The following is a 13835-nucleotide window of genomic DNA, read 5'->3' as shown; positions in this document are numbered from 1 at the left end:
CATCAACTTACTCACATATAGTGAAACATCTAATTCTTGGCTAAGGTAAGGTGGCTAACTTCATTATAGAACTTTCGGTTTAAATCGAGAATTCAAAAATACTGTGATATGACTGACTTTTTCAGCAATTTACTCCTTTTTTTGATATAATGGAAAAAGCAGTTTTAAGAGGTTTCAAGTATGAACATTCAACAATTACGCTATGTTGTGGCGATTGCCAACAGCGGGACTTTTCGTGAGGCAGCGGAGAAAATGTACGTATCTCAGCCTAGCCTATCCATTTCCATCAAAGATTTAGAAAAAGAGCTAGGTTTTCAGATTTTCAGTCGGACTAGTTCTGGGACTTTTTTGACCCAAAAAGGAATGGAATTTTATGAGAAGGCTCAGAGTTTAGTCAAAGGCTTTGATCAATTTGAGCATCTCTATTTGCAATCAGAAGAAGGTGAAAAAACTTTTTCTATCAGCAGTCAGCACTATGATTTCTTGCCTCCCTTGATTACGGATTTTTCTCGGCAGCATCCTCAATATCCACATTTTCGGATTTTTGAGTCGACTACGGTACAAATTTTGGATGAGGTGGCGCAGGGTTATAGTGAGCTGGGAATTATTTATCTCAACGATCGCAATACCAAGGGGATTATACAAAAGCTGGACAAATTACATTTGCAGGCGATTGAGTTGGCGGAGTTTCAGACCCATATCTACCTGCGGGAGGATCATCCTTTGACTGCAAAGGCAGAGATTGAGGCTGAGGATTTGGTTGGTTTGCCAACGGTCCGATTTACCCAAGAAAAAGAGGCTTATCTTTATTATTCTGAGAATTTGATTGACACGTCGGATTCGTCGGTTGTTTTTGATGTGACGGATCGCGCTACCTTGAACGGGATTCTAGAGCGGACGGACGCCTATGCGACGGGTTCGGGATTTTTGGATGACGAGTCGGTCAATGGGATTACGGTCATTCCCTTTAAGGGGAAGGTGGATAACCGCATGGTCTATGTCAAGCGGGCTGGTGATGAACTGAGCCATTGTGCGCTTGATTTTGTCGAAACCATGCAGGCTTATTTTGATAAGAAGAAGGAAGAAAATGCGTAAGTTTGGATTGCCACTTTTGGCAGTGGCTTTTATCGGTGTGGACCAGTTGGTCAAGGCTTGGACCGTAGCCAATATTGAATTGCACGCCAGTCGGGAATTTTTGCCAGGTTTTATGAGTTTAACCTATCTTAGAAATTATGGTGCGGCTTGGTCTATTTTGCAGGGACAGCAATGGTTTTTCACCATTGTTACAGTGGTTGTCATGATTGCCCTGGTTTGGTATTATGTCAAAAATATCAAGGGAAATCTCTTGACCTTGTTCAGTTTGTCCTTGATAATGGCGGGGGCTTTGGGAAATTTTATCGACCGTGTCCGTCTGGGCTACGTGGTGGATATGTTCCAGCTGGATTTTATCAATTTCCCGGTCTTTAATGTGGCTGATATGTGTCTGTCGGTGGGAGTTGGGCTCCTGTTTATTTGTATTTTGAAAGAAGAAAGTAATGGAAGTAAGAGTTGAGACAGGCGGTGTTCGTCTGGATAAGGCTTTGTCGGATTTGACGGAATTGTCCCGCTCGGTTGCCAATGAGCAAATCAAGGCTGGGCAGGTCTTGGTCAATGGTCAAGCTAAAAAAGCCAAGTATACCGTGCAGGCAGGCGATGTCCTGACCTACCAAGTACCGGAAGTTGAAGAAGTAGACTATGTAGCAGAGGACATTCCCTTGGATATTGTCTACCAAGATGAGGACGTTGCCGTGGTCAATAAGCCACAAGGCATGGTGGTGCATCCGTCTGCTGGTCACACGTCGGGTACGCTAGTCAATGCCCTGCTTTATCATGTGAAAGATTTGTCGGCTATCAATGGCGTTTTGCGCCCGGGCATTGTCCATCGGATTGACAAGGATACGTCTGGATTGCTCATGATTGCCAAAAATGATGAAGCACATACAAAACTTGCAGCTGAATTAAAAGAGAAAAAATCCCTCCGTAAGTACCTGGCCATTGTACACGGTAATCTTCCAAATGACCGTGGAATGATTGAGGCACCGATTGGTCGTTCGGAGAAAGATCGTAAGAAACAGGCAGTCTCAGCCAAGGGCAAGGAAGCAGTCACACGTTTTCAAGTCTTGGAACGTTTCGGTGACTATACCTTGGTTGAATTGACCTTGGAAACTGGTCGAACACACCAGATTCGTGTTCACATGGCCTATATTGGACATCCGGTTGCGGGTGATGAAGCTTACGGTCCAAGGAAAACACTTAAAGGTCATGGCCAATTTCTCCATGCACAGACACTTGGATTTACTCACCCAAGAACGGGAGAGTTAGTCGAGTTTACGGCAGAAGCGCCAGCTATTTTCCGAGAAACACTGGAAAAACTACGTCAAGCCACTCAGTAGTGACAATAAGAGCATCTTGCCTATTTCCCAAAAAGATGATAGACTGATACAGATGAAAAAGAAGGAGAACGAGAATGGAAACTTTACCAAATTGCCCACAGTGCAATTCAGAATATGTTTATGAAGACGGGGCCCTCTTGGTTTGCCCTGAGTGTGCTTATGAGTGGAACCCAGCAGATGTAGCTGAGGAAGAAAGTGGACCTGTTGCAATTGATGCCAACGGTAATCGTTTGGCGGATGGTGACACGGTAACTCTGATTAAGGACTTGAAAGTCAAGGGTGCACCAAAGGATCTTAAGCAAGGTACGCGTGTTAAAGGTATTCGTATCGTCGAAGGTGATCACAATATCGACTGTAAAATCGATGGTTTTGGTGCCATGAAACTCAAATCAGAATTTGTGAAGAAGATTTAGCAATTAGACTGGGAAATCCAGTCTTTTTAAGACGTAGACAAACTATGTATTGGCTCAAATAATCTGAGTAGCTCTGCTAATAAAACAAAAAATCATTTTATTTTGCGAGCGGAGCGAGCCCAAACCACGACTTTCCGCTGTGATGAAAATGCCTGAAACGTTATCGTTTCAGGCATTCAGAGTATTTCGGGCTACAAAGGTCTCCCAGACCTTCGTAGGTTGTTGCTTGGAAATAAAAAAGCGACAAATGTCTCAAATACAGGTATGGAATTCCGTAGGTAGCTCAAACATTCTGGGGGACTGTTTGAGGAGTAAACCAATCTCTTGGTGGCGGTTTTTGCTGTTTATATGGTGTATGCCATGAACAAGGGCCAAAATTTGCAAGACCAGAACTTTCTGCGAATCAAGGCTGGTGTGACTATGTCCATCATGATAACCTGTGTGGTCTATCATATCATGTTGGCACCGCTGGCTGAGCATTTTTGGCGCGTAGAAAATCTTCTCTGCCACTATATCGTTCCTATTTATTTCTTGCTGGATACGCTCATTGTCGATCGGCAGGGACAGTACAAGTGGTTGGACCCCGTTGGTGGACCAGTCTGCCACTTGCCTACATGGCTTTTGGCTTGGTCAATGGATTTTTCCTCAAAATTCCTATTCCTGACGCCAAGGATAGTCCTTTTGCCTATTTCTTTCTCAATGTTCCCAAGTATGGCTGGAACTACGTTTTGACCTACTGCGCCATTATCTTTGTGACCTATCTGCTCTTTGGTTATGTTTTGGCGGGTGTAAAATCCCTAAAACCACAGTCTTTTTTGGCTAAATCAGCACCATTCTAAGCAAAATACGAAGATTATTAAATTTTTTACAGTAAGAATTTGTCGCCGTAGGTAAAGTGTGCTATACTGATGCTAGAAATCCTTTAAGTGCTGTCCAGAGAGACAGGTAAGGAGAGCATTGAGCAAATGTGGACATACAAGATGGGAAATTCTGTTGGAGTTTTTCATGCACTGGTCCTGTATTTTCTGAACTCTCCTGAAAGGGAGAGTTTTTTTGTATCATATTTATGGAGGTTTAGAATGAAAACCAAAGAAATCGTAGACGATATGACCATGAAACGGGCAATTACCCGTATCACCTATGAGATTATCGAGCGCAATAAGAATTTGGACAATATCGTCTTGGCTGGTATCAAGACACGAGGTGTTTTCATTGCCCGACGGATTCAAGAACGTCTGAAACAGTTGGAAGGAATTGATGTTCCTCTGGGAGAATTAGATACCAAGCCCTTCCGCGACGATGTGAAAGTAGAAGAAGATACCACCAGCATCACCGCCGATGTCAATGATCGTGATGTTATTTTGGTGGATGACGTTCTCTACACTGGACGTACCATTCGTGCCGCCATTGACAATCTCGTATCGTTGGGCAGACCTGCTCGTGTTAGTTTAGCTGTCTTGGTCGATCGTGGCCACCGGGAATTGCCAATTCGTGCGGACTATGTTGGGAAAAATATCCCGACCAGTCGGGTGGAGGAAATTATCGTTCACATGACTGAAATTGACGGTCATGACGCAGTTTTATTAGTAGAGGCAGAATAGGTCAGGCACAAAAAGGCAGGTAGTATCATGACAATTGTAGATGGTAAGGTTTCTCTCAAACATTTGGTAACAATGGAAACGCTTTCGAATGAAGAAGTATTGGGTCTCATTCAACGCGGACTGGCTTTCAAGAAAGGCGAGTCCGTTACATTAAGTCGGAAGTATTATGCCTCCAATCTCTTCTTTGAAGATTCGACGCGAACGCATAAGTCATTTGAAATGGCGGAGCTGCGCTTGGATATGGGCATGATTGACTTTGATGCTCGAACCAGCTCGGTCAACAAGGGCGAGACCTTGTACGATACCATTTTAACCATGTCAGCCTTGGGCGTTGATATTTGTGTCATCCGCCATTCCGAGGTTGATTACTACAAACAATTGATTGATAGTCCGAGCATCCAGACCTCCATTGTCAATGGTGGGGACGGTTCTGGGCAACACCCAAGCCAGTCCTTGCTGGATTTGATGACCATTTATGAAGAATTTGGTACCTTTGAAAATCTGAAAATTGCCATTGCAGGCGATATTACTCACTCGCGGGTTGCCAAGTCCAACATGCAAATCCTCAAGCGACTGGGGGCAGATATTTACTTTACTGGACCAGAAGAGTGGTATTCGGCGGAATTTGATGTATACGGTCAACATGTCGCGATTGATGATATTGTTGAGGAAGTGGATGTCTTGATGCTTCTGCGTGTCCAACATGAGCGCCACGATGGATCAGAAAGTTTTTCAAAAGAAACCTATAATCGTCTACATGGATTGACGGGGGAACGGTACAAGCGCTTGAAGGAACAGGCGATTATTATGCACCCTGCGCCTGTCAATCGTGATGTTGAAATTGATGACCAGCTGGTAGAGGCTCCCAAATCGCGGATTGTTCGTCAGATGCAAAACGGCGTCTTTGTCCGAATGGCGATTTTGGAGGCGATTGTAAATGGTAAGGTATAGAACCTGTATTCACAGCTCGGCACATTTAACTAAGGCTAGTTTTCTGCCCCCTTTGTGAATACAATTTCAAAACGTTAAAGGATTCCTGAGAGAATCAACGAGGTAGATATGACGAAAAGAAGATTAATTTTAGAAGACGGAACAATTTTCGAGGGCGAGGCCTTCGGAGCGGATATTGATGTGACTGGAGAGCTGGTTTTTTCTACTGGAATGACAGGCTATCAGGAGTCCATTACCGACCAATCTTATAACGGTCAGATTTTGACATTTACTTATCCTTTGGTAGGAAATTATGGCATCAATCGCGATGATTACGAATCTATCACGCCAACTTGTAAGGGTGTGGTGGTCAGTGAGTGGGCCCGTCGTGCTAGTAATTGGCGCAACCAATTGACCTTGGATGAATTTTTGAAAGCTAAAAAAATTCCAGGTATTTCAGGGATTGATACGCGAGCTTTAACCAAGATTATTCGTCAGCACGGGACGATGAAGGCGACCTTGGCTAATGTTGGAGATAGTGTTGAACATTTGACCGATCAGCTACGGGCGACAGTCTTGCCGACCAATAATATTGAGCAGGTGTCTACCAAGACAGCCTATCCTGCGCCGGGTGTCGGTCGGAGCGTTGTACTGGTCGATTTTGGTCTCAAGCATTCGATTTTACGTGAATTGGCTAAGCGTGATTGCAATGTAACTGTCGTTCCTTATGACACGACCGCAGAGGAAATTTTGGCTCTGGCTCCAGACGGTGTTATGTTGTCCAATGGACCGGGGAACCCAGATGATGTTCCAGAGGCGCTTGATATGATTCGTGGTATTCAAGGGAAGATTCCGATTTTCGGTATTTGTATGGGCCATCAATTGTATGCGAAGGCAAATGGTGCCCAGTCCTACAAGATGAAATTCGGTCACCGTGGATTTAACCATGCCGTGCGCGAAATTGCGACAGGACGTGTTGATTTTACCAGTCAAAACCACGGTTATGCAGTATCACGCGAGGAACTGCCGGATTGCTTGATGATTACCCACGAGGAAATCAACGACAAGTCTGTCGAAGGCGTCCGTCACAAATACCTTCCCGGATTTTCAGTGCAATTCCACCCAGATGCAGCACCCGGTCCGCATGATGCCAGCTATTTATTTGACGAATTTATGGACTTGATGGATTCATTTAAGCAAGAACGCTAGTTGAATGGTAGCTAAGCGTCAGAGAGTTGTTTAATTCTATCTAGAGAGATAGAAAATAGAAAGGCAAGGGACAGGTCAATGGTTGCACGCAACTCATTTCCCTACGCCTGCCTCTATGGAGGTCAGGCTATCCCTTGCACTAGTTAGGAAAGCCAATTAGTATCGAATTGACTTTCCTAACGTCGGACTGATCTTATTTAATGTCAACCTGTGAGTTGACAAATAGAAAGGAGAAGATACAGGTTCGAGTATGATTTGATTTTAAAATTCGAACATGCTCTAAGGACTGTGTGAAAAAGATAAACGTCGTTTGGCTGCTTGAAGCATCAGCGGCGCGTTTCCTATTTTCGCTTTGTCCTCTTAACGGGCTTTGTATCATACATTATGCCAAAAAGAAACGATATTAAAAAAATTATGGTGATTGGATCTGGTCCGATTATTATTGGTCAGGCTGCGGAGTTTGATTATGCGGGGACGCAGGCGTGTTTGGCCTTGAAAGAAGAAGGCTACAGCGTTGTACTGGTCAATTCTAACCCCGCAACAATTATGACCGACAAGGAAATTGCGGATAAGGTGTATATCGAGCCGATTACGCTGGAATTTGTCAGTCGTATTTTGCGAAAAGAGCGTCCTGATGCTCTCTTGCCAACCCTTGGTGGACAAACAGGTCTCAACATGGCTATGGAATTGTCCAAGGCTGGAATTTTGGAAGAGCTGGGTGTTGAGCTCTTGGGAACAAAATTGTCGGCCATTGACCAAGCTGAGGACCGCGATTTGTTCAAACAATTGATGGAGGATCTCAATCAGCCCATTCCTGAGTCTGAAATTGTGACGACCGTTGATGAGGCGTTGAACTTTGCCAATTCTATCGGCTACCCTGTTATTGTGCGTCCGGCCTTCACGCTGGGCGGTACAGGCGGCGGTATGTGTGCCAACGAGGAAGAACTCCGCGAAATCGCAGGAAATGGCTTGAAATTGTCGCCAGTAACTCAATGTTTGATTGAGCGCTCAATTGCAGGTTTCAAGGAAATCGAGTACGAAGTGATGCGCGATGCGGCAGACAATGCACTTGTGGTGTGTAACATGGAAAACTTTGACCCTGTGGGAATTCATACAGGAGATTCTATCGTATTTGCTCCAACGCAGACGCTTTCGGATATTGAAAACCAGATGTTGCGTGATGCCAGCCTCAGCATTATTCGCGCCTTGAAAATCGAAGGTGGCTGTAATGTCCAGTTGGCCTTGGATCCCCATAGTTTCAAATACTATGTCATCGAAGTTAATCCGCGCGTGTCACGCTCGTCAGCCTTGGCTTCAAAAGCAACTGGCTATCCTATTGCCAAATTAGCGGCAAAAATTGCTGTTGGTTTGACCTTGGATGAAATGATTAACCCAGTAACTGGGACAACCTATGCCATGTTTGAGCCTGCTTTGGACTACGTAGTTGCTAAAATCCCCCGTTTCCCATTTGATAAATTTGAAAAAGGGGAGCGCCGTCTGGGAACACAGATGAAGGCGACAGGGGAAGTCATGGCCATCGGACGGAACATTGAAGAAAGCCTTTTGAAAGCCTGCCGTTCCTTGGAAATCGGTGTTTATCACAATGAAATGACAGAACTCAGCCAAGTGACGGACGACCACTTGGTAGAAAAGATTGTCAAAGCGCAAGACGACCGCCTCTTTTACCTTTCTGAGGCCATTCGCCGTGGCTATACGATTGATGAGCTGGCTCAATTAACCAAGATTGACCTGTTCTTCCTTGATAAGTTGTTGCATATTATAGAGCTTGAGCAGGAATTGGCGACTCATTTTGATAACTTAGATGTCCTCAAAAAAGCGAAAAAATACGGCTTTGCAGATCGTAAAATAGCAGAGCTGTGGGGGCGGACAGAATGCTACATTCGCCAGCTCCGGACTGAAAATGGCATTGTCCCAGTTTACAAAATGGTGGATACCTGTGCAGCAGAATTTGAGAGCGCGACGCCTTATTTCTATTCAACCTATGCATGGGAAAATGAATCCATCAAATCAGACAAGGAATCGGTCCTTGTGTTAGGTTCTGGGCCAATCCGCATCGGTCAAGGGGTTGAATTTGACTATGCAACGGTTCACTCTGTCAAAGCCATTCAGGCAGCAGGTTACGAGGCTATTATCATGAACTCCAACCCTGAAACTGTTTCGACAGATTTCTCGGTTTCGGACAAGCTCTATTTTGAACCTTTGACCTTGGAAGATGTACTCAATGTGATTGATTTGGAGCAGCCCAAAGGTGTCATTGTGCAATTCGGTGGGCAGACAGCCATCAACTTGGCTGAACCGCTTGCCAAGGCTGGTATTCCGATATTGGGAACTCAGGTAGCAGATTTAGACCGGGCTGAGGACCGCGATTTGTTTGAAAAAGCTCTGAAAGACTTGGACATCCCGCAGCCACCAGGTCAAACCGCAACTAATGAAGAAGAGGCTCTTGAGGCGGCCCGCAAAATTGGTTTTCCAGTCCTTGTCCGTCCATCTTATGTCTTGGGTGGGCGTGCCATGGAGATTGTTGAAAATGAAAATGACCTACGTTCCTACATGCGGACGGCGGTCAAGGCTAGTCCTGAGCACCCTGTTCTCGTTGACAGTTATATCGTTGGTCAAGAGTGTGAAGTAGATGCGATTTCTGATGGCAAGGATGTTCTCATTCCGGGAATTATGGAACACATCGAGCGGGCAGGTGTCCATTCGGGGGACTCGATGGCAGTTTACCCACCGCAAACCCTGTCGCCAGCGGTACAAGCAACCATTGCTGATTACACCAAGCGATTGGCTATTGGTCTCAACTGTATCGGTATGATGAACATTCAGTTTGTTATCAAGGACGAAAAGGTCTATGTCATTGAGGTCAATCCACGTGCCAGCCGAACCGTTCCCTTCCTGTCAAAAGTGACAGACATTCCGATGGCTCAAGTCGCGACCAAATTGATTTTGGGTCAATCCTTGGCAGAACTTGGCTATGCGGACGGTCTCTATCCAGAAAGTAAGCAGGTCCACGTCAAAGCTCCAGTCTTCTCATTCACAAAATTGGCGAAGGTTGACAGTCTTTTGGGACCTGAAATGAAGTCAACGGGTGAAATTATGGGTTCAGATGTGACGCTTGAAAAAGCACTTTACAAGGCATTTGAAGCTAGCTACCAGCACTTGGAAGAATTTGGCAATGTCGTCTTTACCATTGCGGATGAAGATAAGGAAGAAACCTTGGAGCTGGCGCGTCGTTTCCACGATTTGGGGTATGGTATTTTTGCGACTAGCGGAACGGCAGCCTATCTGACGGACCACCAACTTCCTGTTACCTTGGTCAATAAAGTTGGTGATGCAGGTGGTTTCGATATTCCAAGTCTGGTTCGAGCTGGAAAAATTCAAGCCATTGTCAATACAGTTGGTAAAAAGCGTGTGGCAGACTCGGATGGTCAAATCATTCGTAGCTCAGCAATTGAAGGTGGTATCCCACTCTTTACAGCCATTGATACAGCTGCGGCTATGGTCAAAGTCTTGGAAAGCAGAAGTTTCATGACCCAGGCTATTTAGTGTATAATAGGGTTATCCATTAGAAGAGGAGATAGAAATGAAAGTAAATCTGACCAATCATCGGGGACAATTTAAACAGGCTCCCCTTGGTTTTTCTTGGACGACCCTGTTTTTTACCATGTGGGTTGCTGTCTTTAGACGGGATTGGAAATGGGCGGCTATTATGCTATTGGCCAATGCAGCTCTTGGTAACTACGCCTACTCAATAGAAAAGGGCTATCTTGTCTTTATCGTCAATATTGTCATGGCGGCATTCTATAATAAACTCCATATCAGAGACTTATTAGCCAAGGGTTGGCGCCCAGCAACAGACTTTGATGCGCAGCTGCTGCAGTCCAAAGGAATATAAAAAGAAAAAGATGATTTCGTATGAGGTCATCTTTTCTTGTATCTCTATGTCAGTCGGCTTGAATCATCTCTAGCAAGATGTCGGCAGTGGTCGTTGGCAATACCCTCAGACGATTTAAACTAAGCATTCCGTTATCAACAGAAGCCAGGTCATGGTTGGTGGTCAATCCCAATTGGTAGCCGGTATTTTCTGCCACAGCCAGGGTATCGGCTGAATAGCGACCAGCAGGATAGGCTAGAGCAATGGTTTCCTGACTAAGTTGCTGGTTTAGGAATTGTTTGGAGTAGGATAACTCAATGGATTGGCTTTCAAGGCTGCTTTGTGCCAGGTCGGGATGATTGACCGTATGACCTTGGAAAGACATATCGTGCTCTTTCATCTCCAGCATCTGATTGACAGTCAGGTAGCCCGCTGTGCCATTTTCCGTAAAACCAGTGATAACAAAGTTGGTAGCCTTCATCTGGTACTGCTTAAGTAAAGGATAGGCATGGCTATGGAAATCCCAGAGACTATCATCGAAAGTTAGCCAGACGACTTTTTTGCCGTCAGGAACTACATTGTCCCTTAGAACCCGCAGAGCTTCTTCAGGTGAAAGGGTGTAATAGCCAGCTTCCTGGAGGGCCTTGAGATGACTTTCAAACGTAGAAGGATCCACAATTAAATTGGCGTTGGCAGTCTCTTCAGGAGCCATGACATGGATAGCATGGTACATCAGAATGGGCAGACGGACCGGACTTTTTTGCTTAACCCAAGTTACTTCTTCAGGACCAGTTTTCTGTGAAGGAGTCGTATCAATCTCTTCTTTAGGGGTTTCTGGAGTTTGCTGGACCAAGTCTGTTCTGGATCCTGGGTCTTGATAGAAGTAGACGAGGCAAAAAACAAGGGTTCCAATCAGCAGAACACTCAGCAGAGTAAATATTACTGGAAATCTTTTCACTTTTTGATGCTTGTGCCGCCCATGCTTCCTCTTCGCCATATTCACTACCTCAATATATGTAATTCTTCTTGCTACTTTAATTATACCAAAATTTTTGCCAAATAGTCAGAATATTTGGTATAATAGGAAAAATAGTTTTAAGGAGATAATATGGTAGTTAAGATTGGATTATTGGGGTTTGGTACGGTAGCGAGTGGTGTGCCATTCCTTCTGACAGAAAATAAGGAAAAGATTGAATTAGCAGCCCAAGACAGCATAGAGATTTCAAAGGTTCTTGTAAAGGACGATGCGGAAAAAGAGCGTTTATTGGCTGCAGGCCATGACTATGATTTCGTTACCAACATTGACGAGATTTTGGCAGATGACGACATTGCTATTGTCGTTGAGCTTATGGGACGTATCGAGCCAGCAAAAACTTTCATCACGCGCGCTTTGGAGGCAGGCAAGCATATCGTGACAGCTAACAAAGACCTGTTGGCTGTGCATGGCAGTGAATTGCGTACTCTGGCTCAGGAAAAAGGACTGGCCCTTTACTACGAAGCAGCGGTTGCAGGCGGTATTCCAGTCTTGCGTACCTTAGTCAATTCTCTTGCTGCGGATAATATTACCCGCGTTTTGGGTGTCTTGAATGGGACATCTAACTTCATGCTGACCAAGATGCTAGACGAAGGATGGACTTACGAAACAGCCCTGCAGACAGCCCAGGAACTAGGTTACGCAGAGTCAGATCCGACCAACGACGTTGAAGGAATTGATGCAGCCTATAAGGCCGTTATCCTCAGCCAATTTGCCTTTGGTATGACTGTTGATTTTGACCACGTTGCCCACAAGGGAATCTCCAATATCACACCTGAAGATGTAGCAGTAGCACAAGAGCTTGGCTATGTCATCAAGTTGGTAGGGGATATTCGTGAAACAGCTTCTGGAATTGCAGCAGAAGTGTCACCAACCTTCCTGCCAAAAAATCACCCGCTTGCTAGTGTCAATGGCGTTATGAATGCGGTCTTTGTCGAGTCCATTGGTATCGGCCAGTCTATGTACTACGGACCAGGTGCTGGACAAAAACCAACAGCTACTAGCGTGACTGCCGACCTGATTCGCATTGTTCGTCGCCTGAAAGACGGTACGATTGGCAAAGCATTTAATGAGTACAGCCGTCCGCTCCAGTTGGCAGCCCCGTCTGATGTGATGAGCGAATATTATTTCTCTATCGTAGCATCTGACCAGAACGGAAAAATGCTCCGTTTGGCAGAAATTTTCAACTCTGAAGAAATCTCCTTCAAGCAAATTCTGCAGAAGGAGGCAAACGGTGAGACAGCTCGTCTGGTTATCGTGACCCATGAGATGAGCAAGACCCAGCTAGAAAATGTGACTGAAAAGCTTGCCCAGGCTGAGGACTTCACTGTCTTAAATACTTTCAAGGTCTTGGGAGAATAAGCATGAAAATTACAGTTCCAGCTACTTCAGCCAATATAGGACCAGGTTTTGACTCGGTCGGTGTTGCCCTCTCAAAATACCTGGCCATTGAAATTCTAGCGCCTGCAGATGAATGGTTTATTGAGCATGACCTAGAGCATGTTCCATCTGATAAGAGTAATCTGCTGATTAAGACAGCTTTGAAAGTTTCCAAAAACCTGCCACCTCACCGCTTGAAAATGACAAGCGATGTTCCTTTGGCCCGTGGCTTGGGTTCGTCCAGCTCTGTCATTGTAGCAGGGATTGAGTTGGCCAATCTATTGGGTCAATTGAACCTAAGCCAGGAAGAAAAGTTGCAATTGGCAACTAAGATAGAAGGTCATCCTGATAATGTAGCGCCAGCTATTTATGGAAATCTAGTTATTGCCAGCTATGTCAATAAGAAAGTCCATGCTGTTGTGACGGACTTCCCAGAGGCCAGCTTTATCGCTTTTATTCCTAACTATCCTCTGCGGACCAGTGAGAGCCGTGGAGTTCTGCCATCGCAGATGGGCTATAAGAAGGCCGTAGCAGCAAGCAGTATTGCCAACGTCGCTATTGCTAGTCTTATGGCCGGTGATTTGGAAAAAGCTGGTCAGCTTATCCAATCAGATATGTTCCACGAGCCTTATCGCCAACTCTTGGTCAAGGAATTTTGCCCTATCAAGCAAACAGCTCAGGAGTTGGGTGCTTATGCAACCTACCTTTCTGGAGCAGGTCCAACCGTTATGGTACTAGCCTCTAAGGATAAGGAAGAGGCCATTAAACTTGCCATAGAAAAGCTTGAATTGGACGGCAGTGTGCATATCCTACAGGTAGATAAAGACGGGATTAAGGTATCCTAAACAAAATACGGTTCTTGAGGGAACTGTATTTTTTGTTTTTGATGCAATTGTCCAAAAATAATCGTAATCTAGTTAAATTTTTGGTATAATATGAACCGTA

At 45.0% G+C, this 13835-nt stretch carries 12 protein-coding genes and 1 pseudogene; 12 read left to right on the top strand and 1 reads right to left on the bottom strand.

From position 1 onward, the window contains the following. Nucleotides 1-180 precede the first annotated feature (180 nt). The 10 genes and pseudogenes from ACHBIF_RS07685 (at nucleotide 181) to ACHBIF_RS07640 (ending at nucleotide 10498) form a co-directional block, all read left to right on the top strand. On the top strand, nucleotides 181-1095 hold the full coding sequence (locus tag ACHBIF_RS07685; protein WP_394719694.1) for a LysR family transcriptional regulator: 915 nt from the start codon (nucleotides 181-183) through the stop codon (nucleotides 1093-1095). After that, nucleotides 1088-1552 (top strand): signal peptidase II, encoded by a 465-nt coding sequence (gene lspA / locus ACHBIF_RS07680; protein WP_394719692.1) that lies wholly within the window; start codon nucleotides 1088-1090, stop codon nucleotides 1550-1552. Before ACHBIF_RS07685 ends, lspA begins: the two co-directional genes overlap by 8 nt. Beyond that, entirely contained in the window at nucleotides 1536-2432 is an 897-nt protein-coding gene (locus ACHBIF_RS07675; RefSeq protein ID WP_394719690.1) for an RluA family pseudouridine synthase, read from the top strand. Before lspA ends, ACHBIF_RS07675 begins: the two co-directional genes overlap by 17 nt. Nucleotides 2433-2506: 74 nt before the next feature. Further along, nucleotides 2507-2845 (top strand): zinc ribbon domain-containing protein YjdM, encoded by a 339-nt coding sequence (locus ACHBIF_RS07670; protein ID WP_394719688.1) that lies wholly within the window; start codon nucleotides 2507-2509, stop codon nucleotides 2843-2845. A gap of 315 nt (nucleotides 2846-3160) precedes the next feature. Then, nucleotides 3161-3684, top strand: a pseudogene (locus ACHBIF_RS07665) (Pr6Pr family membrane protein); the annotation flags it as partial. A gap of 240 nt (nucleotides 3685-3924) precedes the next feature. After that, complete coding sequence (gene pyrR / locus ACHBIF_RS07660) at nucleotides 3925-4446, top strand: bifunctional pyr operon transcriptional regulator/uracil phosphoribosyltransferase PyrR (RefSeq protein WP_105123364.1); 522 nt, start codon at nucleotides 3925-3927, stop codon at nucleotides 4444-4446. 27 nt (nucleotides 4447-4473) lie between these two features. Continuing rightward, nucleotides 4474-5397: an aspartate carbamoyltransferase catalytic subunit gene (locus ACHBIF_RS07655; protein WP_394719686.1), complete on the top strand. Its 924-nt coding sequence runs from the start codon at nucleotides 4474-4476 to the stop codon at nucleotides 5395-5397. A gap of 108 nt (nucleotides 5398-5505) precedes the next feature. After that, entirely contained in the window at nucleotides 5506-6585 is a 1080-nt protein-coding gene (locus tag ACHBIF_RS07650; RefSeq protein ID WP_172079701.1) for a carbamoyl phosphate synthase small subunit, read from the top strand. Nucleotides 6586-6969: 384 nt separating this feature from the next. Next, nucleotides 6970-10149 (top strand): carbamoyl-phosphate synthase large subunit, encoded by a 3180-nt coding sequence (gene carB / locus ACHBIF_RS07645; RefSeq protein WP_394719684.1) that lies wholly within the window; start codon nucleotides 6970-6972, stop codon nucleotides 10147-10149. 37 nt (nucleotides 10150-10186) lie between these two features. After that, on the top strand, nucleotides 10187-10498 hold the full coding sequence (locus tag ACHBIF_RS07640; protein WP_105110139.1) for a hypothetical protein: 312 nt from the start codon (nucleotides 10187-10189) through the stop codon (nucleotides 10496-10498). A gap of 49 nt (nucleotides 10499-10547) precedes the next feature. Here the strand turns inward: ACHBIF_RS07640 and ACHBIF_RS07635 are convergent, their stop codons facing one another. Continuing rightward, nucleotides 10548-11474, bottom strand: coding sequence for a polysaccharide deacetylase family protein (locus ACHBIF_RS07635; protein WP_394719681.1), 927 nt, complete (start codon nucleotides 11472-11474; stop codon nucleotides 10548-10550). Nucleotides 11475-11585: 111 nt separating this feature from the next. Between ACHBIF_RS07635 and ACHBIF_RS07630 the strand changes: the two genes are divergently transcribed. Both ACHBIF_RS07630 and thrB read left to right on the top strand, forming a co-directional pair. Further along, nucleotides 11586-12872, top strand: a complete 1287-nt coding sequence (locus ACHBIF_RS07630; protein WP_394719679.1) for a homoserine dehydrogenase — start codon at nucleotides 11586-11588, stop codon at nucleotides 12870-12872. 2 nt (nucleotides 12873-12874) lie between these two features. After that, nucleotides 12875-13735 (top strand): homoserine kinase, encoded by an 861-nt coding sequence (thrB, locus tag ACHBIF_RS07625; protein WP_394719677.1) that lies wholly within the window; start codon nucleotides 12875-12877, stop codon nucleotides 13733-13735. The last annotated feature ends 100 nt before the right edge of the window (nucleotides 13736-13835 follow it).

It is taken from the genome of Streptococcus sp. A11 (genome assembly GCF_043674225.1).
Classification (GTDB): Bacteria; Bacillota; Bacilli; order Lactobacillales; family Streptococcaceae; genus Streptococcus; species Streptococcus suis_V.
This window is presented reverse-complemented; position numbering and strand designations above follow the sequence as displayed.

What these genes read in the sequence shown, in the direction of transcription:
- ACHBIF_RS07670 (WP_394719688.1), top strand. Translation starts at nt 2,507, where the DNA reads ATGGAAACTTTACCAAATTGCCCACAGTGCAATTCAGAATATGTTTAT.
- lspA (WP_394719692.1), top strand. Translation starts at nt 1,088, where the DNA reads ATGCGTAAGTTTGGATTGCCACTTTTGGCAGTGGCTTTTATCGGTGTG.
- pyrR (WP_105123364.1), top strand. Translation starts at nt 3,925, where the DNA reads ATGAAAACCAAAGAAATCGTAGACGATATGACCATGAAACGGGCAATT.
- ACHBIF_RS07685 (WP_394719694.1), top strand. Translation starts at nt 181, where the DNA reads ATGAACATTCAACAATTACGCTATGTTGTGGCGATTGCCAACAGCGGG.
- thrB (WP_394719677.1), top strand. Translation starts at nt 12,875, where the DNA reads ATGAAAATTACAGTTCCAGCTACTTCAGCCAATATAGGACCAGGTTTT.
- carB (WP_394719684.1), top strand. Translation starts at nt 6,970, where the DNA reads ATGCCAAAAAGAAACGATATTAAAAAAATTATGGTGATTGGATCTGGT.
- ACHBIF_RS07630 (WP_394719679.1), top strand. Translation starts at nt 11,586, where the DNA reads ATGGTAGTTAAGATTGGATTATTGGGGTTTGGTACGGTAGCGAGTGGT.
- ACHBIF_RS07675 (WP_394719690.1), top strand. Translation starts at nt 1,536, where the DNA reads ATGGAAGTAAGAGTTGAGACAGGCGGTGTTCGTCTGGATAAGGCTTTG.
- ACHBIF_RS07640 (WP_105110139.1), top strand. Translation starts at nt 10,187, where the DNA reads ATGAAAGTAAATCTGACCAATCATCGGGGACAATTTAAACAGGCTCCC.
- ACHBIF_RS07635 (WP_394719681.1), bottom strand. Translation starts at nt 11,474, where the DNA reads ATGGCGAAGAGGAAGCATGGGCGGCACAAGCATCAAAAAGTGAAAAGA.
- ACHBIF_RS07655 (WP_394719686.1), top strand. Translation starts at nt 4,474, where the DNA reads ATGACAATTGTAGATGGTAAGGTTTCTCTCAAACATTTGGTAACAATG.
- ACHBIF_RS07650 (WP_172079701.1), top strand. Translation starts at nt 5,506, where the DNA reads ATGACGAAAAGAAGATTAATTTTAGAAGACGGAACAATTTTCGAGGGC.